Below are 22304 nucleotides of genomic sequence, written 5' to 3' on the forward strand. Positions count from 1 at the left end.
CGAACCTGGAAGCTAAGGCCCGGCACGGCGATGGTACTGCACCCGACAGGGTGTGGGAGAGTAGCACGCCGCCGCAACCAAACGTAGGAAAGGCCCCGGACCCACACGGTCCGAGGCCTTTTCCCATATCCAGACCCCATCCCAATCACATGACTATGTGATTGGGATGGGCCTAACCACATATTCAAGAAAAAGTCACGTTCGTCAACATTCTTCTTTCAGTTGGACGAAACGACGACACCTCCATTTGGATGGATATAACACAGTCCATTCGATGGGGGAGCCATGAATCATAAGGATCGCAGGAAGCGCCGTTTCGTTTTTCGACGCTGTCAGGAAGAACGGCGGCGTATGCGGCAAAACAACGCCGTTGCCGTCGTCATCGTATTGGCGTTGTCACTCGTCGTGGTTGTCTCACCGAGATCCGTGCCCTCGGCAAGCGGCTCTGCCGATGTGGGATGCGCCGCCGCATTCATCTGGCCGGTACGGACCTCAGGTTCGGTGGATCCTCCCTTGGCACGTGTCTTCGACAACCCCGCGCAGCCGTGGCTTCCCGGCCATAGGGGAGTGGACATCGCGACCGGTACAGGTACCCAGCTTGTCTCACCTGCGGACGGCCATATTGTCTTCTCCGGCAAAGTCGCCACGAAGGACGTCATCAGCATAAGACATGCCAACGGATACACAACCACATACGAGCCGTCCGTATCCACACTGCCAAAGGGTGCAGCATTGCGGCAGGGACAGGAATTCGGAATCGTCAGGGGGAACTCCGACCATTGCGATACGACATGCCTGCATTGGGGGATGAAGACCGGAGACCGGTCATACCGTGATCCGGTGCACGAGGTGCATAAACGACGAATCGCGCTGAAACCACTGTGATGGAGAGCCGGTCTATACCGGCGGGAACCGTGTTCTTGTGTAGAATCCAAAGTAGAAGTTTCAACGATGGGAGCATCATGCTTAAGGAATACACTCGTCCCGAGGCAAACAGCATCGATTCCAACAAGAACATCTTCTCCATCCTTGAGGAGCGCGCCAATCGCACGCCTGCGGACTCGCTGGTGGAGTACAAGGACGAGAACGGCGTCTGGCAATCCTTCACAGCCGAGGAATTCCAGAATCTGGTCATCGCCCTGGCCAAGGGATTGATAGCCAAAGGTGTGACCAAGGGTGATGCCATCGCCGTCATCTCACATACCCGTTGGGAGTGGACGGCCTTGGATCTGGCGATCATGTCCATAGGTGCACTCACCGTTCCGGTCTATGAGACCAATTCCGCCTTGCAGGTCAAGACCATCTTCAACGATTCCAAGGTGCGTATGGCCTTTGTGGAGGACGACGGCCAACGCGACAAGATCGACTCCATTCGCGATCAGGCCGCCTACCTCGAAGAGGTGTATGTCATCGAACTCGGCGCATTGGACATGCTCGCCGAGTTCGGCCGAACCATCGCCGACGACGAGTTCTGGAACAGGGAGAACATGGTCGGGGGAGAGGACCTGGCGACCATCGTGTATACATCCGGTTCCACCGGCACGCCCAAGGGCATTGAACTGACCCACGGCAGCTTCGTGTTCATCGCGTATTCCGGATGCAACACCATGCCGGACATCGCCATGAAGCCCGACCGTCGACTGCTGCTGTTCCTGCCGTTGGCACATGTCTTTGCACGATACATGCAGTTCTTCTGCTTCGCAGGCAACGTCACTCTTGGCTTGTCCAGCAATCTCAAGACCATCATCCAGGATTTCCAGTCGTTCAAACCGACATTTGTATTGGCCGTTCCGCGAATCTTCGAGAAGATCTACAATGCCGCGTCGCAGAAGGCCGGTGCCGGCATAAAGGGACATCTGTTCTTCGACGCGGCGGATACCGCAAGGGAATGGTCCCGATACCAGCAATCGGCGCAGAAGATGCCTCTGCCTTTGAAGATGAAGCATGCGCTGTATTCCAAACTTGTATATTCGTCCATCATGGACGTCTTCGGCGGCCATGTCGAATATGCGGTCTCCGGTGGAGCGCCGTTGGACAGTTCCATCGCGCATTTCTTCAACGGCATCGGTCTGCCGCTGCTGGAGGGATACGGCATGACGGAGACCTGTGCGCCGGCCTGCGTGAATCCGACAAGTGGATACCGCATCGGCACCATCGGCCTGCCCATGCAGGGAGTGACGTTCGGCGTGGCCGATGACGGCGAGTTGTGCATCAAGAGCCGTGCAGTGTGCAAGGGATACCATAATCATCCTGAAATCACCACACAGCAGATCGTTGACGGATGGCTTCATACCGGCGATCTCGGCGACATTGATGACGATGGATTCATCACCATCACCGGTCGTAAGAAGGATCTCATCATCACCGCCGGCGGCAAGAACGTATCGCCCAGCGTATTGGAGACCTCGGTCATGACTTCTCCGGTCATCGACCAGTGCCTGGTGATAGGAGACAGACGTCCATTCATCGCGGCACTGATCACCATCGATTTGGATGATGCCAATGCATGGCTCAAGGCGCAAGGTGCCGAGCCGGTGGGATCGCTGATGGAGGCCAAGACGAACCCGATTATCGCGACCGAGGTGGAACGGGCGGTGGATGCGGCCAACGCCTTGGTCTCGCGTGCCGAGTCGATCCGCAAGTTCGAGATTCTCGACGAAAGCTTCACTCAGGAGAACGGATTGCTGACACCGAGTCTGAAGACCCGCCGCGCCGCCATCGAGGAACGGTACGCCGGTCTCATCAACGCCGTCATCTATGTGCCGCGTAAGAACCGTTGATCCGACATCGGAATAAATATGGGGAGTGACTGAGCAAGCGTTCGGTCACTCCCCATATTTGTCATCAGGGAACGTCTCTTACAATCCCGCGTCCGCGGGCCTGATGTACCCCGGATCGATCAGCATTTTCTTCAGGTTGCTTGCGGAGACGCTGCGAATCGATTCATGCACGGTCGGCACCTTGACATCATCCATCAGCGTTGTGGACAGTTTCAGGGACGACGTCGAGGCGAGCTTGTCTCCATTCGCCAGCATCCTGCATATCGTGGCGGCATCTGCCGCGTACTGGTTGCGGTCCTCCAGACCGGTGCTCCACTGTCGTCCGTTGACGACGTTCGTGATATTGGAAAGATACGCGCCATAGCCAGTGACAATGGGCCAGGCTGGATCGTCCTTGCCATTCTGGACTTCTGCGTCGGTCTCGGATTCGTCGCCGTCAGCGGAATCCGTCTTGCCTGGATCGGGGACCTTGCCCTTTTTCAGGTCCTTGTTGCCGGCGAGATTATCGACTATGCCGCCGATGGTGATTTGTGGATTGATATCCGCGGCCGATCCCTCGTATTTCATGTCCGACAGCGCATCCGTGACCGCCGCCGCAACCATGTCGTTCATGGCCAGTACACCATCCAGCGGGGGGTGCAGGTCGTTGTCGTCGTCGAAACCGATTCGTTTGGTGAACTCGGCGGAGATCGCAGAACGGTCGGTATTCTTGACGACCAGACTCTTCCAGCTGTCTTCGGTACTCGTCGAATCAAGTGCGCCCGAGGGGCTTACCGCCGCTCCCGATTTGAAGTAGGGGCCGAGAACCTGCCAGATGCCGGCAAAGATCTCCTTGTCGGTGGCGTCGCCGCTGGAGGGGATAAGAATCTCTACATGCTTCGGATTGGCCTTGGTGGCATGGGAGAGATCGAGTTTGTTGGCCAGCAATGTGGCCTGCGTATGGGCGATTTCACGTAGGGACGACATCTGCACATACGCATCGGGAGCGTAGCCCTCGATGGTGTTGGCGACGAGCACAACGGAGATTCCGGCTTTCTGGGCCTTGACCAGCGATGAGCGGAGCTCGAGGGCATCACTCGCCGATGCTGATGCGGAAGAGGAGACTTTCGCATCAGTCGGGGAATTCTCCGTGTTTTCGGTGCTCTTGTCGACGGAAAGACTCTGGTTGATATAGTCCCCATATTGACGCGTCGCATCATCGGGCTGTGCGACCGGAGCCAGGACCAACGTGGCCTTGGCATCCTTCGATGCTTCGTTCTCCTTGGTGAAATCCTCTACGGCACGGGTCTGGTCCTCAAGGGTCTTCGATTTGACGGAAGTGATGTCATCATCGTCGAAGCCCTGATCCGTAAGGGCCTTTTTCAGGCTGGAACCGAAGGATGTCCATTTGTTCAGAGGAGTGCTCTGCGAAAGGGTGATGCCGTCGTCGGGGAGCATCAGCGCCACTGGCCCCAATGATGATGTTGTGGCGGAGGGGCTGCTTGATGGAGTGTCCTGTGCCGGCCCGCCGCAGGATGCGGCGGCGAGCAGCAACGCCATTCCCATCACCGCACCGGTGGCCTTCCGCCCCCACCTGCTCAATCCACGCACTGGCATCACACATCCTTCGTAGTCGCCGGCATCTCGAACTTCTTAGACGATTATGTTAACCGACTATGGGGATTGTAGGGCATTTCGCCGACGCATGACGAAGCGGGTGTCAGGACGTTTTGAGGGGAGCAATGCCTCTGTAATGGTCCCGGCACCCGCTGCATGCGAGAGGAACGTCAGGCGGCGAGCGCCTTGGCGAGGTTCTCGTCGAGGGCGTTCATGAAGCCCTCTGTATCGAGCCATGCCTGATCGGGGCCGATGAGCATGGCAAGGTCCTTGGTCATCTGGCCGCCTTCGACGGTGTCGACGATGACCTTCTCCAGGGTCTCGGCGAAGTGGCGGACCTCGGGCGTGCCGTCAAGGTCCGCGCGGTGCTTGAGTCCGCCGGTCCAGGCGAAGATCGATGCGATCGGGTTGGTGGACGTCTTCTCGCCCTTCTGCCAACGGCGGTAGTGGCGGGTCACGGTGCCGTGCGCGGCCTCGGCCTCCACGGTCTGTCCGTCCGGGGTCATCAGTACCGAGGTCATAAGGCCCAGCGAGCCGAAGCCCTGAGCCACGGAATCGGACTGCACGTCTCCGTCGTAGTTCTTGCACGCCCAGATGTAGCCGCCGTGCCATTTGAGCGAGCTGGCCACCATGTCGTCGATGAGACGGTGCTCGTAGGTCAGTCCCTCGGCCTCGAAACGGTCCTTGTACTCGGTCTCGAACACTTCGGCGAAGGTGTCCTTGAACTGGCCGTCGTAGGCTTTGAGGATGGTGTTCTTGGTGGAAAGGTATACGGGGTAGTGGCGCATGAGGCCGTAGTTGAAGCAGGCGCGGGCGAATCCACGGATGGAGTCGTTGACGTTGTACTGCACCTGGGCCACGCCGCCGTCGTCGCCGTAGTCGTAGACCACGTGCTCGATGGGTTCGGAACCGTCCTCGGGAGTGAAGGTGACGGTGAGCCGTCCGGCTCCCGGAACCTTGAAGTCCGTGGCCTTGTACTGGTCGCCGAAGGCATGACGCGCCACGACGATCGGCTTGGTCCAGCCGGGGACCAGACGGGGGACGTTGCTCATCACGATGGGCTCGCGGAAGATGGTGCCGCCGAGGATGTTGCGGATGGTTCCGTTGGGGGACTTCCACATCTTCTTCAGACCGAATTCCTTGACACGGGCCTCGTCCGGGGTGATGGTGGCGCATTTGACGCCCACGTGTTCGCGCTTGATGGCTTCGGCGGCGTCGACCGTCACCTGGTCGTCGGTCGCGTCGCGGTTCTCGATGCCGAGATCGTAGTAGTCGAGGTCGATGTCGAGGTACGGCAGGATGAGGCGATCCTTGATGTCCTTCCAGATGACGCGGGTCATCTCGTCGCCGTCGAGTTCGACGACTTTGCCTTCGACTTTGATTTTCGCCATGGGATTGCGCTCCTTCTAACGGCATAAACGTATGCGTTGTCGATACAACATCATTTACATACACGATTCATGTTTCGTCGTGCGGGGAATGTCCAGTTTTTCTGCGGCGACATGTCGTCTTCACGCCGCATTAGCCTAGGAGTCATGACTCAAGAGACTGAAATCGGCCTGGGCAAGTCCGGCCGTCTGAGCTATTCGTTGGACGATGTGGCCATCGTTCCCTCCCGCCGTACGCGCGACCCCGGCGATGTGTCCACCTCGTGGCAGGTCGATGCCTATGAGTTCGACATTCCGGTCATCGGCGCGCCGATGGATTCGGTGATGAGCCCGGCGACCGTGATCGAGCTGGGACGTCTCGGTGGTCTCGGTGTGCTCGACCTCGAAGGCCTGTGGACTCGTTACGAGGATCCGGAACCGTTGCTGGAGGAGATTGCGCAGGCCCCGCAGGCAGAGGCCACCACGCGCATGCAGGAATTGTACAAGGCCCCGATTCGTTCCGACCTGATCACCCGCCGCCTGCATGAGATCCGTGACGCCGGCGTGACGGTCGCCGGATCGTTGACCCCGCAGCGTACGCAGGAATTCTATTCCACGGTGCTGGAGGCCGGGGTCGACCTGTTCGTAATCCGCGGGACCGCGGTCTCCGCGGAGCATGTCTCAAGGTCGCACGAGCCGTTGAACCTGAAGAAGTTCATCTACGAGCTTGATGTGCCGGTCATCGTCGGCGGTGCCGCGACCTATCAGGCCGCGCTTCATCTGATGCGCACGGGTGCCGCCGGCGTACTGGTGGGAATCGGCGGCGGCGCCGTCTCCACCATGCGCACCACCATCGGCATGCATGCCCCCATGGCCACGGCGATCGCCGATGTCGCCGCCGCGCGTCGCGACTACATGGACGAGTCCGGCGGCCGTTACGTGCATGTGATTGCCGACGGCGGCACCGGTGTTTCGGGCAATTTCGTCAAGGCGTTCGCTCTGGGCGCCGACGCCGTGATGCTCAGCGCTCCGCTGGCAAGGGCCTCCGAGGCCCCCGGCCATGGCGAGCTGTGGGGCTCCGAGGCCCATCATGCCGAGCTGCCGCGCGGTCGTCGCTTCCACGTCGGAACGGTGGGCGACATGCGCGAGATTCTGTTCGGGCCGAGTCATCAGGCCGATGGCACGGTGAACTTCGTGGGGGCGCTGCGTCGTGCCATGGCATCGACGGGCTACCTCGACGTCAAGGAATTCCAGCGCTGCGGCGTCGTGGTGACGCCCTACGAGCGCTTGTAGGATGTCGCCGCCGTACGTGCCGGTCTTGCGCGACGCGCGGCGGATTGCGGGGCCCTGCGAACAATGTTCGCAGGGCCCCGTTTCGTCGGTGGGGCCATCGCATCTCGTATCCATGCGTGAACATCCTCCCATGGTCTCGAATCGTCGTCGTGAAGACGAGTTGTTCGAGTTATCCACAATTTCGATACCCGAGTTGACCTATGGGGGCATTCGTACCATGCTTGTGAATGGCCCCCTTTTCCAAGGATGGTCGGGGGAAGCATTCAGGGCGATGAACGTCCTGCGGATAGGAAGAAGAAGATATGGCAAAGAAGCACGACGACAATGACGATTCCGATGAGGACCGCTGCTTTTCGTTCCGCCTGCCCAGCGCATATGGGGCCGAGGGCGGCGTACGCATGCGGATCAGCCGTATTTCGAAAAAGGACCTGACCATCAGAGAGGGTGCCGATCTGGCATCGAAGGCATGCCAGCTCGCGTGCCTTGGTTCCGACGTCGTCCGAGGACGCGTCTCCAGCAAGGTACTGGTATCGTCGGTGGACGACAGGACCATCGGCAGGCTGATGTTCATGGCGGGGCTGGTCAGGGAGAGCCGCGAACAGGGGAAGAGGGGATCCCTGCGCAACAAGCATCTGCCGCCCATCCCGATGTACCTGTATGGAACCGTGCTCAGCCATAATCGATTCGACGCCTGCGTCGGCATGACGATCGGCTATGACGACTACAGCGCCACGGTGGTCCTCGAGCGACGGGGAAGCCGCTGGGTGTGCACCGCGCTCGACTTCGGGTGACGGATTGCCCCTGACGGACGATCGGCGACGAGTGGCGTGCCTGTGGGGCGCGTCGTCCTATAGTAGTGCTTATGCTTCGTGAATACTCGGTCGATGTTATTCGCCCTACTACGGAAAAAGACACCATATACTCGTTGCTCGCGCGCCGATTCTCCAGGGACGGCGATGACCTCATCGCGCAATGGCAGGATGACGACACCCGTCAGTGGCATGACGTCACGGCGGCCGAGATGTACCACAGGGTGCGGCAGGTGGCCAAAGGCCTTATGGGGCTTGGCGTCAAGGCCGGAGACAACGTCGTCATCTATTCGGCGACCTGCTACCCGTGGGGTGTGGTGGACTTCGCATGCGCCGCCATCGGTGCCGTAAGCGTGCCGATATACGAAACCGATTCCTCGGAGCAGACCGCCAACATCGTCACGGACGTCGAACCGGTTATTGCATTTGCGGGGGACTATGAGCATGCGCAGACCCTGGAGCTGATTCGCAAGCACCGCGATTCCCTGAGGTATGTGTTCAACTTCAAGGCCGATGGCCTTGATGCGGTATCGGATTTCGGAGAGTCCGTATCGGACGCCGATCTGGATGCGGCAATCGAAGCGGTGAAGGCCGACGATCCGGCGACCATCGTATACACATCCGGATCGACGGGGAAGCCGAAGGGCGCCGTGCTGTCGCATCGCAACTTCACCCATACCGTGCTCAATGGCTATGAGGTGCTCAATGACATGCTCTTCCAGCCCAGCCGACTTCTGCTGTTCCTTCCGCTGGCCCACTGCTTCGCCCGATACATCCAGTACGTCGCCATCGGATCGCATGGCGTGGTCGGATATATTCCCGGGGCCCGTCATCTGCTCGCCGACCTGCGAGGCTTCAAACCCACGTATCTGCTGGGTGTCCCCCGTGTATTCGAAAAAGTGTACAATGCTGCCTCCCAGAAGGCCGGCGCCGGCATGCGCGGCCGCGTCTTCGCCAACGCGTTCCATCATTTCGTGCAATGGTCGAAGGACGAGCAGGACAAGGGAACGCACGGATTCGCCGACCGTATTCGCCATGCCTTCTACATGAAGACCGTCGGTGCGTCCATTCGTTCCGCCCTTGGCCCGAACCTGAAGTATCTGGCCTGCGGCGGGGCCCCGCTGAACACCGATCTCGCCCATTTCTTCAACGGATTCGACGGCATCACCTTCATCCAGGGTTATGGCATGACCGAGACGGCGGCACCCTGCATGGTGAACTTCCAGGATCGCAACGAGATCGGGTCCGTCGGGCTTCCCGGCTGCATGGAGGTGAAGCTGGCCGACGATGACGAGCTGATGATTCGCGGTGCCAGCGTGTTCCTCGGATACTACAAGCAGCCCGAACTGACCAGGGAGGTTCTGGAGCCCGACGGATGGCTGCACACCGGCGATCTCGCCCGTATCGACGACAACGGATTCACCTTCATCACCGGCCGCAAGAAGGACATCATCATCACCGCCGGCGGCAAGAACGTATCGCCGGCCCCTCTCGAGGACACCGTCGGCACCTGTCCGATAGTCTCCCATGCCGTGGTCATCGGTGACGGGCGTCCGTTCATCTCCGCACTGATCGCGCTGGACCCCGACATGCTGTCGTCGTGGCTTGAATCCCAGGGGTTGGATGCGTCCATGGACGCATCCCAGGTCGCCGACAACGATGCCGTCCGAGCACTGGTCCAGCAGTATGTCGACCGTGCTAACGCCACGGTGTCCCGTGCCGAATCCATCCGCAAGTTCGTCATCCTCGACCACGATTTCAACCAGGAGGACGGTACACTGACACCGAGCATGAAGGTGGTCCGTCCGAAGGTGCTCAAGATCTACGCCGATATGATCGACAAGGTGCTTTATGCCCCCAAGGCCGGTGCCCCCCGTCCCGCGCCTGCGCTTTCATCGAAGCAGATCTTCGAGCGGGCCTCCGAGACCATTGCGTCCCTGCCGAGCACCAAGGAGGCGAGGGAGATGCTCGACCAGGCCAAGAGCAATGTCAGCGGTTCCCTGGCCAACGTGTCGAAGAAGCTGCATCAGTCGGACGGCCGTGAGGAACAGGACGAGGCCTCCGAACAATCCGATACGCTTGAGGACGACATCCCGAACAACGACAACGACGATAAGGAGTAGAAGCCAGTGGCAATCCGTGAAATCCGCGTGGTACCCGATCCCATCCTCCGTACGCCATGCGATCCCATCCGCACCATCACCCCCTCCATCGAGCGCCTTGTGCGGGATCTGCTGGATACGGTCGACGATCCGGGCCGCGCGGGACTTTCCGCCAACCAGATCGGTGTGGGCCTGCGCGCGTTCTCGTACAACATCGAAGGCAGGATCGGATACATTCTCAATCCGGTGATCGAAGAGACCAGAGGCGAGCAGTACGGCGACGAGGGATGCCTCTCCGTTCCCGGCCTGTGGTACAAGACGCGCCGAGCCGACTACGCACGCGTGTCCGGCATCGACCTCGACGGCAAGCCGGTGACGTTGGAGGGAAGCGGCCTCATGGGCCGCATGCTGCAGCACGAGTGCGACCATCTGGACGGTCACGTTTATCTTGACCGTTTGGAAAAGGAAGAGCGCCGCGAGGCCCTTCGCATGATGCGCTCGCGCTGACCAAGGAATGTGGTAGACTGAAAAATCGCGTGCCAATCGGCCTTGGTCGCAGTCGCAGGTGAACAGGGCCACCATCATCATTATTTCCCAACCCGGCACGCGGAAAACGCGTCATGTCGGCGACGGTCTGTGTCGGTCGGCCTTCCCCGGGAAGGTTGCACGCAGACGCGCATGACCAGGCAACAACCGACAAGAAAGGTATATGGCATGGCACAGATCACCATGAGCCAGATGCTCAAGGCTGGCGTTCATTTCGGTCATCAGACCCGTCGTTGGAACCCCAAGATGAAGCAGTACATCTTGATGGAGCGCAACGGCATCCACATCATCAACCTGTTCAAGTCCCTCGATCTGATCGACAAGGCCTATGACTTCATCAAGGCCACCGTCGCCCACAACGGCACCGTTCTGTTCGTCGGCACCAAGAAGCAGGCCGCCGAAGCGATCGCCGAGCAGGCCACCCGCGTCAACATGCCGTACGTCTCCGAGCGTTGGCTCGGCGGCATGCTCACCAACTTCCAGACCGTCTCCAAGCGCGTCGCCCGCATGAAGGAGCTCGAGGAGATGGACTTCTCCGACGTGCACGCCTCCGGTCTGACGAAGAAGGAGCTGCTGCTGCTCGAGCGTGAAAAGGACAAGCTGGTCAAGCAGCTTGGCGGTATCCGCAACATGAACCGCACCCCCTCCGCTCTGTTCGTCGTCGACATCAACAAGGAATCCCTGGCCGTCGAGGAAGCCCACAAGCTTCACATCCCGGTCGTGGCCCTCGTCGACACCAACACCGACCCCGACCTCGTCGACTACCCGATTCCGGCCAACGATGACGCCATCCGCGCCGTCGAGCTGCTGACCACCCTGATGGCCGACGCCGTCGCCGATGGTCTGCTGGAGCGTTCCGGCAAGGCCGCCGACAAGGCCGCCGACAAGGGCGAGGCCCAGCCGCTGCCCGAGTGGGAGACCGAACTGCTGAAGCAGGGTGACACCGAGACCACCGCCGAGCCGAAGGCCGAAGAGCCCAAGGCCGAGTGACCCGACGTTCAGCCGTCCGCCAAAAAGGGGACGGCTGATGTCTATGATGATAGCGGCCGTGACAACACGGTCGCACATGTATTGAGGAGACAACTAGCTATGGCAAAGATCACCGCCGCTCTCATCAAGCAGGTTCGTGAAGACACCGGTGCCGGCATGATGGACGTCAAGAAGGCTCTTACCGAGGCTGAAGGTGACGTCGCCCGCGCCAAGGAAATCATCCGCGCCAAGGGCATCCAGGCCGCCGGCAAGCGTGAAGGCCGCAAGGCCCAGGAAGGCACCATCGCCTCCACCGTGGTCGACTCCGCCAACGGGCAGGTCGGCTACGCAGCCGAGCTGAACTCCGAGACCGACTTCGTGGCCAAGACCCCGAAGTTCGTGGAGTTCGCCGACGGCATCCTCGCCGACGCCGTCAAGGCCGAGGCCGACGACGCCGACGCCGTGCTTGCGGCCGCTGCCGAAGACGGCACCGTCAAGGAGGCCATCGAAGAGGCCGCCGCCCTGTTCGGCGAGCACGTCAAGCTTGGCCAGTACGCCAAGATCGAGGGCCCGCGCGTCGAGGTCTACGCCCACAAGAAGTCCGCCGAGATGCCGCCGAGCATCGTGGCCATGATCGCCACCGACGAAGCCGGTGCCGCCGTGGCCCACGAGGCTGCCCTGCAGATCTCCGCCATGGACCCGAAGTGGCTGACCCGCGAGGATGTCCCCGCCGATATCGTCGAATCCGAGCGTCGCGTTGCCACCGAGAAGTCCCTGGCCGAAGGCAAGCCCGAGAAGATCGTTCCGAAGATCGTCGAAGGCCGTCTCAACGCCTTCTTCAAGGACAACGTCCTTCTCGAGCAGCAGTTCGTCAAGGATCCGTCCAAGACGGTCGGCGACCTGTTCAAGCAGGCCGGCGGCAAGGCTCTCGGCTTCGTCCGCATCGAGGTCGGCAAGGGCGAGGAAGACTGATTTCCACCCGCTGACACAACGGTAAGGCGAATCCGCTCCGGCGGATTCGCCTTTTCCTTATATTGGGAGCGGCAGTAGCCGCATACCCTCGTATTGTCAGTAATCGCCGTTACCATGGATACGGTTTTTTTAAGAGACGAAAGGTGTCACATGGCTGACAACTGTTCCAAGGACCTGAACGACCAGCAGCGCAGCTCGCGAAGGGTATTGCTGAAACTTTCCGGAGAGGCGTTCGGCGGCGGCCACGTCGGCATCGACCCCGTCGTGGTGCGTCGAATCGCCGGGGAGATCGCCGTTGCCGTGAAGCACGGCGTGCAGGTCGCCATCGTCGTCGGAGGCGGCAATTTCTTCCGAGGCGCCGAACTGCAGCAGGCGGGCATCGATCGCTCGCGCGGCGACTACATGGGCATGCTCGGCACGGTGATGAACTGCCTCGCGCTGCAGGACTTCCTGGAACAGGAGGGACAGGCGACCCGTGTCCAGTCGGCCATTCAGATGACCCAGGTCACCGAACCCTACATCCCGCTCAAGGCGATTCGCCACCTGGAGAAAGGACGTGTCGTGGTGTTCGGCGCGGGAGCGGGCATGCCGTATTTCTCCACCGATACCGTGTCCATCCAGCGTGCCCTGGAAATTCACTGCTCCGAGGTGCTGATGGGCAAGAACGGCGTGGATGGCGTATACACCTCGGATCCCCGCAAGGACGCCGAGGCCAAGATGTTCACCCGTCTGAGCTACAATCGCGCACTCGTCGACAATCTTGCGGTGATGGACGCCTCGGCGCTTTCCATGGCCCGGGACAACACGCTGCCGATTCGCGTGTTCGGCCTCGAGGAGCCCGGCAATGTCACCAAGGCGCTGGAAGGCGAGACCATCGGCACGCTGGTGAGCGCGGTCGATTCGGTAACGAAGTAATATAAGGCAGGACATCTTCCCCGGAACAAGGAAGTTCGGTCGTGCGGCGTCCGCCGCGCGGCACCGTCAAAAGGAGAATTATGGCAGCAATCATTGATCAGGCCACGGCCCAGATGAACAAGACCGTCGAGTCCACGAAGGAGAACTTCGCCGGAATCCGCACCGGTCGCGCGAACCCCGCGTTGCTGAACGGCATCGTCGTCGACTACTACGGCGCCCCGACCCCGCTGAAGCAGATGGCCACCATCGGCGTCCCCGAGCCGCGCACCCTTGCCATCACCCCGTTTGACGTCACCCAGGCCTCGGCGGTCGAGAAGGCGCTGCGTGATTCCGATCTGGGCGTCAATCCGAACCGTGACGGCAACGTCATCCGCATCACCCTGCCCGAGCTGACCGAGGACCGACGCAAGGAGTACGTCAAGCTTGCCAAGGGCAAGGCGGAGGACGGCAAGGTCGCCATCCGCAACATCCGACGCAAGACCAAGGAATCCATCGAAGCGTCCGTCAAGGACGGCGACATGGGCGAGGACGAGGGCAATCGTCTGCAGAAGGAACTCGACAAGGTGACCAAGAAGATCTCCGACGAGATCGATGCCCTCTTCGCCGGTAAGGAAAAGGAAATCCTCGAGGTCTGAGACGGTTCAGACGGAACAAACGCAATGAGTAGGTCAAATCGCAAGGAAGAGGCCGAGGAGGCCATCGATTCGATCAACAAGCGGACGGGACGAAACATGCCCCAGGCCATCGGCACCGGCGTGGTGCTGGTGGCCATCATCCTGGCCGCGCTCATGATCAACGTCGATGTGTTCGTCGGCCTCATCGTTGTCTTCATGGTGCTGGCCCTATGGGAGCTGCGCGTCGATTTCGCCACGGTGGGCATTCGAATCCCCGTATTGGCGTTGTGGGTGTCATCGATCATCATTCTGATCGCCACATATGTCATCGAGGATCATGTTCTGGCGATGTGCATCGGCACGGCGCTGGCGCTGCCATATGTGGCGCTTGCTGCGTCCACCCGGCTGAGCATGGTGGGACGCCGCGTTTCGATGGCGGTCGCCAACAAGCTTTCGCACGCGGATGCGGACATGCGTGAGAAGTCGTCCTTCAACATGCAGGACGATGGCAGACATGTCCCTCGGTTCACCAATGTGGCGGTCTCCCTGTTCGTGGTGCTGTATGTGCCGTTCCTTGCGGGATTCATCGTGCTTCCGCTCACATGGGAGCATCCGGTCGCACACGCCTTCCTCATGGTGTTCGTTCCCGCTCTCGGCGATATCGGCGGTCTCGTCTTCGGTGCGTGGATGGGCAGGCACAAGCTGTCGCCGCGCATATCGCCGAAGAAGTCCGTGGAAGGACTGCTGGGTTCCATTCTCTTCTGTTTCGTAGGCGCGTTGGTGATCTTCCTGGTCACCTATGACCATTCGATGTGGCTTTCGCATTGGTGGGTTCCCGTGCTGTTCGGCATCATGATCGGCATCGTGGGTACGTTCGGCGACCTATGCGCGTCCATGCTCAAGCGCGACCTCGGCATCAAGGACATGGGGCATCTTCTCAAAGGCCATGGCGGCGTACTGGACCGCGTCGACTCCATCCTTATGGCGGCGCCGTTCATCTGCGCCGTTCTGGCAATGGCCGGCTTATAGCGACAACGGGTATTTGACGATGACAACGACGCGGGAGACGAACGATGAGTGAACAGATCGAAACAGGCATCACCGAAGGCGGGCGCTCAGGTGCGTTCCGCGACATCCTGGCCAAGGACCACGCCCGACGGGGCAAGCCGCCGGTCCACTTTGCGGATATGTCTCCCGAAGAGCGCATAGAGCGAGTGCAGGCTCTGGGTCTTCCCAAGTTCCGTGCCAAGCAGCTTGCCAACCACTATTTCTCCCGTCTGAGCGTGAACCCGGACGATTTCACGGATTTCCCGGCATCGCGAAGGCAGGATGCGGTCGATGCGTTCTTTCCCGTGCTGATTGAACCGCTTCTGAGGCAGGTCGCCGACCAGGGCACGACCGTGAAGACCCTGTGGAAGCTGTTCGACGGTTCGCGCATCGAGTCCGTTCTGATGCGCTATCCGACCCGTACCACGCTGTGCATCTCCAGCCAGGTCGGCTGTGGCATGGGATGCCCGTTCTGCGCCACCGGCAAGCTCGGCCTCACCCGCAACATGTCGACGGGGGAGATCCTCGAGCAGGTGCGGGTCGCCGCCAAGGCGATGCGCGACGGCGATGTCGCCGGAGGCCCCGGACGACTGAGCAACGTTGTGTTCATGGGGATGGGTGAGCCCATGGGCAACTACCGTTCGGTGCTCTCCGCCATACGACAGATCAGCTCCCAGCCGCCGGAGGGGTTCGGCATCTCGGCGAGGAACATCACGGTCTCCACGGTCGGTGTGGTCCCCGGCATCAGGAAGCTCGCCGCAGAGGGCATCCCCGTTCGTCTGGCGGTGTCGCTCCACGCCCCCAACGACAAGCTCCGTGACGAACTCGTGCCGATGAACCGCCGTTTCGACACCACACAGGTCCTTGACGCCGCCCACGACTACTATCTTGCATCCAAGCGCCGCGTCAGCATCGAATACGCCCTGATGAGAGGCATCAACGACCAGGCGGTGCACGCCCGGCAGCTGGCGAACCGGCTGAACCATTACGGCGACAACTGGGCGCATGTCAACCCCATTCCGCTCAACCCCATCGAGGGGTCGCGCTGGACGGCCTCCGATCCGGAGGATGAACGCATATTCCTGGACATCCTGCACAAGGCCGGCATCACCGCCACTCTGCGTGATACGCGCGGCTCGGACATCGACGGCGCCTGCGGGCAGCTCGCGGCGAAAGAACAGCTCTCCAGCGCGTCGTAATCAAAGCGTCGTCAAGTGACGTTACCCTGTTGCTAGTGCGCAGACGCTGCACTATACATGACTCATGCAAAAGGGGTGAACATGTCGCTGGCGGTAAGGGTGATACCGTGTTTGGATGTTGATGCGGGACGTGTGGTGAAGGGCGTCCATTTCGAGAATCTCAGGGATGCCGGCGACCCCGTGGAACTGGCCGCCGAATACTATCGGCAGGGAGCCGACGAACTGACCTTCCTCGATGTGACGGCCTCGAGCTCCCATCGCCAGACCATGTACGACGTGGTGCGCCGCACCGCCGAGGAGCTTTTCATCCCGCTGACGGTGGGAGGCGGCGTCCGTACCGTCGACGACGTCGATATGCTGCTGCGCTGCGGCGCGGACAAGGTGGGCGTCAATACCGCGGCCATCAACAACCCCCAGATGATCAGCGACGTCTCGACCAGATTCGGACGCCAGGTGCTGGTGCTTTCCGTCGATGCACGACGCGAGCAGGGCGAGCAGCACACCAGGTCCGGCTTCGAGGTCACCACCATGGGCGGCCGCAAGTCCACCGGCATCGATGCCCTGTGGTGGGTGAAGCGGGCCGAACAGCTCGGCGCCGGCGAGATCCTCCTCAATTCCATGGACGCCGACGGAACGAAGAACGGCTTCGACCTCGAGATGATTGAAAAAGTGCGCAACGAGGTATCCATCCCCATCATCGCCAGCGGCGGGGCGGGCAAGGCCGAGGACTTCCCTCCGGCCATCGCGGCCGGCGCCGATGCGGTGCTGGCCGCATCCGTATTCCACTTCGGCCAGGTCACCATCCCCGAAGTCAAGGCGGAACTTGCCAAGCACGGGTATGCCGTCCGTTAGCGTCCGATAGACGGTCCATACGACGCAAACACGTCCCGATTGTGCGACCGTAGGACGGGGAAACGGACTTTCCATGCACGTTCACGCGTATCGTGCACAAGGTGATAACGAGAAATGACGACAACAATGCAGGAAACATATGATAACGCCACGAAACTCGATCCGGGCATCGCTCGGCGTCTGAAGAAGGACGCCAAGGGCCTCGTCGCCGCTGTCATCCAGCAGTATGACACGAAGCAGGTGCTGATGGTCGGCTACATGAACGAGGAGGCGCTGCGTCGGACCCTGACCAGCGGCCGCGTCACGTTCTGGTCCCGATCCCGTCAGGAATACTGGCGTAAGGGGGACACCTCCGGCCACGTGCAGTACGTGAAAGCGGTGTCCCTGGACTGCGACGGCGATGCGCTTCTGGTCGAGGTCGACCAGGTGGGGGCCGCATGTCACACCGGCAAGCGCTCCTGTTTCGATGAGGGCGGTCCGCTGCCTGTCGTCGTTGGACATCGAACGGCACATCAGAAGGAGGACGAGTGATGGGAACGCAGACCACCACAGACATCGAATGCAGCGTGGAACATCTGAACTGGGGAGGTACGTGGCCCGACCGCGAGCAGTTCCATCGTCTGGCCGATGCCGGATACCGCGTGATTCCCATCGTCCGGCGCCTGCTGGCCGATTCGCTGACTCCCGTCGGCTTCTATGAGCGCCTGGCTGGGGGACGGTCGGGCACCTTCATCCTTGAATCCGCGGAATACGGAGGCTCATGGAGCAGGTACAGCTTCATCGGCGTCAACTCGATCGCCCAGCTGCGTTCCGATCATGGCAAGGCCAACTGGTTGGGGCGGGTCCCTGTCGGTGTGCCCGAGCACGGTGACGTGGTCGAGGTCGCCCATGAGGCGCTTCGGGTGCTCAAGGCGCCGAAGGTCAAGGGACTGCCCAACCTGACCAGCGGACTCGTGGGATCGGTCGGCTGGGACGCGATTCGTCACTGGGAGCCCACGCTCCGCGCGCAGGCCCCGGACGAGACCGGCCAGCCTGAGCTGGCCCTTGCCCTTGCCACCGACATCGCCGTCGTCGACCACGTCAGCGGATCGGTATGGCTCATCGCCAACGCGGTCAACGTGGACGACAAGCCCACGCGTGCGGACGCCGCATATGACGAGGCCGTCGAGCGCCTGGAATCCATGCAGCGCCGGGCCGCCACCCCGGTCGAGGGCGAGGCGAGGGTCAGTGCTCTCGACCCAACGGCGAAGCAGCCCGAACTGCGGTTCCGGACGGCGAAAAGCGACTACGAGCACGCCGTCGAGGAGACGAAGCGGCACATCGTGGACGGCGATGTGTTCCAGACGGTGATTTCGCAGCGCCTGGACCTCGATTCCCCGGCCGACCCGTTTGACGTATACCGTGTACTGCGCACGCTCAACCCCAGCCCCTACATGTATTTCATGACTCTGACCGATGTGGAGGGCAGGGATTTCAATGTCATCGGATCCAGTCCGGAGACTCTTATCAAGGTCGATGACGGCCATGCCATGACGTTCCCGATCGCCGGCTCCCGCCCCCGAGGCGCTACGCCGGAAGAGGACGAGCGACTTGCCAAGGAGCTGCTCGCCGACCCCAAGGAATGCAGCGAGCACATTATGCTGGTCGACCTTTCGCGCAACGACCTGAGCAAGGTGTGCATTCCCAGCAGTGTTGAAGTGGTCAAGCTCATGGATATCAAGAGGTTCAGCCACATCATGCACATCTGCTCGACGGTGACAGGAACCGTCGATCCCGAGCTGACGATATTCGACGTCTTCAAGTCCGCGTTTCCGGCCGGTACGCTTTCCGGCGCCCCCAAGCCCCGTGCCATCGAGATCATCGACGAGCTTGAGGTCGCCGACCGAGGCATCTACGGCGGCACCGTCGGCTACTTCGACTTCTCGGGCAACATGGACATGGCCATCGCCATCCGCACCGCGTTCCTGCGCGACCACGAGGCCAGCGTGCAGGCGGGAGCGGGCATCGTGCTTGACTCCGTGCCGGCCAACGAGTGGCAGGAGACCCGCAACAAGGCCGAGGCCTCGGTCGAGGCCGTGCAGATTGCGGCCCAGCTGAAAACCGTCAGGTAAGACAATCAAGCGAAGCTCGGAAAAACTGTGCTATAAGGTGTGACTGTCGACTCCGCACCTCATGCAAAAGGAGAATCATGTCGGTATTGGACGATTTGGTGGCAGGCGCCATCGAAGACCAGCAGGCACGGGAACGCACCGTTCCGCTGGCGGCGTTGCAGGAACGGGTGGCGTCATCCACCCGTAAACCCATCGACGCTCGTCGATGGCTGAAGCGTCGGGATTCCATACCGGTGATCGCGGAGATCAAGAGGGCCTCTCCCTCCAAGGGCCATCTGTCCGACATCCCCGACCCGGCGGCATTGGCCCGTGAATACGAAGCCGGCGGCGCCAGCGCGATTTCCGTGCTGACCGAGGGTCGACGCTTCCTGGGCAGCCTCGACGATCTGGATGCCGTCCGCGACGCCGTGCACATCCCCGTGCTGCGCAAGGATTTCATCGTCACCGACTATCAGATCTGGGAGGCGCGCGCACACGGCGCCGATATGGTGCTGCTGATTGTCGCCGCATTGGACGACGACAGGCTGCGTCATCTTCTCGGGCTCGCCCATGAACTTGGCCTGACCGTCCTTGTCGAAACGCATACGCGCGAGGAGATCGAACGCGCGATCGCCGCCGGTGCAAGGGTTATCGGCATCAACGCCCGCAATCTCAAGGACCTCAGGGTGGACGTGAACAAATACAGCGAGCTTGCGACGAACCTGCCGGAGGACGTCATCAGGGTGGCGGAGTCCGGGGTCTTCGGTGCCGTCGAGGTCGAGGATTACGGCCGGGCCGGCGCGGACGCCGTGCTGGTCGGCGAAGGCGTGGCCACCGCCGACGACCATGAGCTTGCAGTGGAACGACTAGTGAAGGCAGGAGCAAGAGTGAAAGCATCCGAAACCACTCCGTTGAGCGAACACCACGGTCCGTACTGGGGACAGTTCGGCGGCCGTTACGTGCCCGAGGCGTTGATCACGGCATTGGACGAGCTTGAACGCGTCTACGACGAGGCCAAGGCGGATCCCGAATTCCACAAGGAGTTCATGACCCTGCAGCAGCGGTACGTGGGCCGTCCCTCGCCACTGACCGAGGCGCCGCGCTTCTCGAAGCTCGTCAGCGAGAAGACCGGCCTCGATGCGCGCATCTTCCTCAAGCGCGAGGACCTCAACCATACCGGCGCTCATAAGATCAACAACGCGCTCGGACAGGCGCTGCTCGTCAAGCGCATGGGCAAGACCCGCGTGATCGCCGAGACCGGCGCCGGACAGCACGGCGTGGCCACCGCCACCGTATGCGCCATGCTCGGACTCAAGTGCCGCATCTACATGGGCCAGATCGACGCACGTCGCCAGGCCCTCAACGTGGCGCGCATGCGTATGCTCGGCGCCGAGGTCGTGGAAGTCACCCTCGGTGACAAGATCCTCAAGGACGCCATCAACGAGGCGCTGCGCGACTGGGTCACCAACGTCAAGGACACCCATTACCTGCTCGGCACCGTCGCAGGTCCCCATCCGTTCCCCGAGATGGTGCGCGACTTCCAGAAGATCATCGGCGAAGAGGCCAAGCAGCAGCTCAAGGACTGGTATGGCATCGACCATCCGGATGCGGTGTGCGCATGCGTGGGCGGCGGATCCAACGCCATCGGCGTGATGAACGCGTTCCTCGATGACGAACGTGTGAACCTGTACGGCTACGAGGCCGGCGGAGATGGCCCTGAATCGGGCAGGCACGCCGTCCGCTTCGCCCCTGGAACAGGCCAGCTCGGCATGTTCCAGGGAGCCAAGAGCTACCTGCTGGAGACCGACGAGGGGCAGACCCTTGATACTTACTCCATCTCCGCAGGCCTCGACTACGCCTCCGTCGGTCCGGAGCACGCATGGCTCAAGGACATCGGCCGCGTCAACTACAGCTGGGCCACCGACGAGGAGGCCATGAACGCGTTCCGCGACCTGAGCCAGACCGAGGGCATCATTCCCGCCATCGAAAGCTCGCATGCGGTCGCCGGCGCGTACAAGGCCGCCGCCGACCTCAAGGCCAAGGGATACGACAAGGCGGTGATGATCGTCAATATCTCCGGCCGCGGCGATAAGGACATGGCCACCGCTGGCAAATGGTTCGGATACCTCACCGACGACCAGGCAGCCGCGCTTGAAGTCACCGGCGCGCACGGCGACACCGTCGCCTGAAAGCAAGAGGAGCGAAGACAACAATGACGAACACAGCAACCACGCCCTCCGGACAGCCGCTGGGCATCAGCCACAAGGCAAGCCCCACCGAGACGATGTTCGATCGACTCCGGAAGCAGAACCGTCCCGCGTTCATAGGATACCTGCCCTATGGCTTCCCGGACCCTGACGTTTCCCTCGACGCATTGCGAATCATGGTCGAGCATGGCGTCGACGCCGTCGAAATCGGTCTGCCGTACTCCGACCCCGTCATGGACGGTCCGGTCATCCAGGCGGCAAGCCAGATCGCTCTCGACAACGGCGAGAGCATCAACAACGTGTTCAAGGCGGTGGAAACCGTGGCCAACGCCGGCGGCGTTCCTCTCATCATGAGCTACTGGAACCTCATCTATCATTACGGAGTGGAGCGTTTCGCCCGCGACTTCGAGAACGCCGGCGGCGCCGGCCTCATCACGCCGGATCTCATTCCGGATGAGGCGGGGGAGTGGATCGAGGCCTCCGACCGTCACGGTCTGGACCGCATCTTCCTGGTGTCTCCGGATTCGGCCGACGAGCGACTGGAGACCGTCGCGAGGAACGCCCGTGGCTTCGTCTACGCGGCCTCGCGCATGGGCGTGACCGGCGAACGCGACACCATCTCGTCCTCGCCTGAGCATCTTGTGGAACGTACCCGCAACGCAGGCGCGAAGAACGTGTGTGTCGGCATCGGCGTCTCCACGGCGCAGCAGGCGGCCAAGGTCGGTTCCTATGCCGACGGTGTGATCGTCGGCTCCGCATTGGTGCACACGCTTCTGAACGACGACAACAGGACCGCTCGTGACACGGATGAAGGCCTGAGGCTGCTCGCCGCCAAGACCGACGAGCTCGCCGAGGGCGTGCGCACCGCACGTTCCTGAACATGATTCGACGACGGTCGTGTCGGCCCTGCCCGTCCGACGCGGCCGTCCTGATGTGAACGAGGCAT

The 22304-nt window shown here is 61.4% G+C and carries 19 protein-coding genes; 17 read left to right on the forward strand and 2 right to left on the reverse strand.

Translation table 11 applies throughout. The features are described from left to right. Nucleotides 1-285 precede the first annotated feature (285 nt). Together CS006_RS06010 and CS006_RS06015 are read left to right on the forward strand one after the other, a co-directional pair. A complete protein-coding gene (locus tag CS006_RS06010; RefSeq protein WP_100510927.1) occupies nt 286-885 on the forward strand; it encodes a M23 family metallopeptidase in 600 nt (199 codons plus the stop codon). 77 nt (nt 886-962) lie between these two features. After that, nucleotides 963-2780, forward strand: a complete 1818-nt coding sequence (locus CS006_RS06015; protein ID WP_100510928.1) for an AMP-dependent synthetase/ligase — start codon at nt 963-965, stop codon at nt 2778-2780. A 78-nt stretch (nt 2781-2858) separates the two neighbouring features. Here CS006_RS06015 and CS006_RS06020 read toward each other — a convergent pair whose 3' ends face one another. Both CS006_RS06020 and CS006_RS06025 read right to left on the reverse strand, forming a co-directional pair. After that, nucleotides 2859-4376: a type 1 periplasmic-binding domain-containing protein gene (locus CS006_RS06020; RefSeq protein WP_100510929.1), complete on the reverse strand. Its 1518-nt coding sequence runs from the start codon at nt 4374-4376 to the stop codon at nt 2859-2861. 170 nt (nt 4377-4546) lie between these two features. After that, nucleotides 4547-5767: an NADP-dependent isocitrate dehydrogenase gene (locus tag CS006_RS06025; protein ID WP_100510930.1), complete on the reverse strand. Its 1221-nt coding sequence runs from the start codon at nt 5765-5767 to the stop codon at nt 4547-4549. Nucleotides 5768-5911: 144 nt separating this feature from the next. Here CS006_RS06025 and CS006_RS06030 point away from each other — a divergent pair, with 144 nt between their 5' ends. From CS006_RS06030 to trpA, 15 genes are all read left to right on the forward strand, one after another. Further along, on the forward strand, nt 5912-7036 hold the full coding sequence (locus CS006_RS06030; RefSeq protein ID WP_100510931.1) for a GuaB3 family IMP dehydrogenase-related protein: 1125 nt from the start codon (nt 5912-5914) through the stop codon (nt 7034-7036). Between the two features lie 302 nt (nt 7037-7338). Further along, the gene (locus CS006_RS06035) at nt 7339-7827 is read left to right on the forward strand and encodes a hypothetical protein (protein ID WP_100510932.1); all 489 of its coding nucleotides are present in this window, start codon (nt 7339-7341) and stop codon (nt 7825-7827) included. 71 nt (nt 7828-7898) lie between these two features. Next, nucleotides 7899-9968 (forward strand): AMP-dependent synthetase/ligase, encoded by a 2070-nt coding sequence (locus CS006_RS06040; RefSeq protein ID WP_100511264.1) that lies wholly within the window; start codon nt 7899-7901, stop codon nt 9966-9968. A gap of 6 nt (nt 9969-9974) precedes the next feature. Beyond that, the gene (gene def, locus CS006_RS06045) at nt 9975-10454 is read left to right on the forward strand and encodes a peptide deformylase (protein WP_100510933.1); all 480 of its coding nucleotides are present in this window, start codon (nt 9975-9977) and stop codon (nt 10452-10454) included. 207 nt (nt 10455-10661) lie between these two features. Beyond that, nucleotides 10662-11483, forward strand: a complete 822-nt coding sequence (gene rpsB, locus CS006_RS06050) for a 30S ribosomal protein S2 (protein WP_100510934.1) — start codon at nt 10662-10664, stop codon at nt 11481-11483. A 99-nt stretch (nt 11484-11582) separates the two neighbouring features. Next, nucleotides 11583-12434 carry a translation elongation factor Ts gene (gene tsf / locus CS006_RS06055; RefSeq protein WP_100510935.1) on the forward strand — a complete coding sequence of 284 codons (852 nt, stop codon included), beginning with the start codon at nt 11583-11585 and terminating at the stop codon, nt 12432-12434. Nucleotides 12435-12584: 150 nt separating this feature from the next. Beyond that, the gene (gene pyrH / locus CS006_RS06060) at nt 12585-13349 is read left to right on the forward strand and encodes a UMP kinase (RefSeq protein WP_100510936.1); all 765 of its coding nucleotides are present in this window, start codon (nt 12585-12587) and stop codon (nt 13347-13349) included. Nucleotides 13350-13429: 80 nt separating this feature from the next. Beyond that, nucleotides 13430-13984, forward strand: coding sequence for a ribosome recycling factor (gene frr / locus CS006_RS06065; RefSeq protein ID WP_100510937.1), 555 nt, complete (start codon nt 13430-13432; stop codon nt 13982-13984). 24 nt (nt 13985-14008) lie between these two features. Continuing rightward, entirely contained in the window at nt 14009-14992 is a 984-nt protein-coding gene (locus CS006_RS06070; protein ID WP_100510938.1) for a phosphatidate cytidylyltransferase, read from the forward strand. A gap of 44 nt (nt 14993-15036) precedes the next feature. Next, a complete protein-coding gene (gene rlmN, locus CS006_RS06075; protein WP_100510939.1) occupies nt 15037-16209 on the forward strand; it encodes a dual-specificity RNA methyltransferase RlmN in 1173 nt (390 codons plus the stop codon). Nucleotides 16210-16290: 81 nt separating this feature from the next. Then, nucleotides 16291-17061 carry an imidazole glycerol phosphate synthase subunit HisF gene (gene hisF, locus CS006_RS06080; RefSeq protein WP_100510940.1) on the forward strand — a complete coding sequence of 257 codons (771 nt, stop codon included), beginning with the start codon at nt 16291-16293 and terminating at the stop codon, nt 17059-17061. A 126-nt stretch (nt 17062-17187) separates the two neighbouring features. Beyond that, nucleotides 17188-17592, forward strand: a complete 405-nt coding sequence (gene hisI, locus CS006_RS06085; RefSeq protein WP_404801625.1) for a phosphoribosyl-AMP cyclohydrolase — start codon at nt 17188-17190, stop codon at nt 17590-17592. Beyond that, a complete protein-coding gene (trpE, locus tag CS006_RS06090) occupies nt 17592-19172 on the forward strand; it encodes an anthranilate synthase component I (RefSeq protein WP_100510942.1) in 1581 nt (526 codons plus the stop codon). Before hisI ends, trpE begins: the two co-directional genes overlap by 1 nt. A 77-nt stretch (nt 19173-19249) precedes the next feature. After that, complete coding sequence (locus CS006_RS06095) at nt 19250-21340, forward strand: bifunctional indole-3-glycerol phosphate synthase/tryptophan synthase subunit beta (RefSeq protein ID WP_100510943.1); 2091 nt, start codon at nt 19250-19252, stop codon at nt 21338-21340. Between the two features lie 23 nt (nt 21341-21363). Further along, nucleotides 21364-22236, forward strand: a complete 873-nt coding sequence (trpA, locus tag CS006_RS06100) for a tryptophan synthase subunit alpha (protein WP_100510944.1) — start codon at nt 21364-21366, stop codon at nt 22234-22236. Nucleotides 22237-22304: the final 68 nt, after the last annotated feature.

It is taken from the genome of Bifidobacterium primatium (assembly GCF_002802875.1).
In the GTDB taxonomy this organism is placed as follows: domain Bacteria; phylum Actinomycetota; class Actinomycetes; order Actinomycetales; family Bifidobacteriaceae; genus Galliscardovia; species Galliscardovia primatium.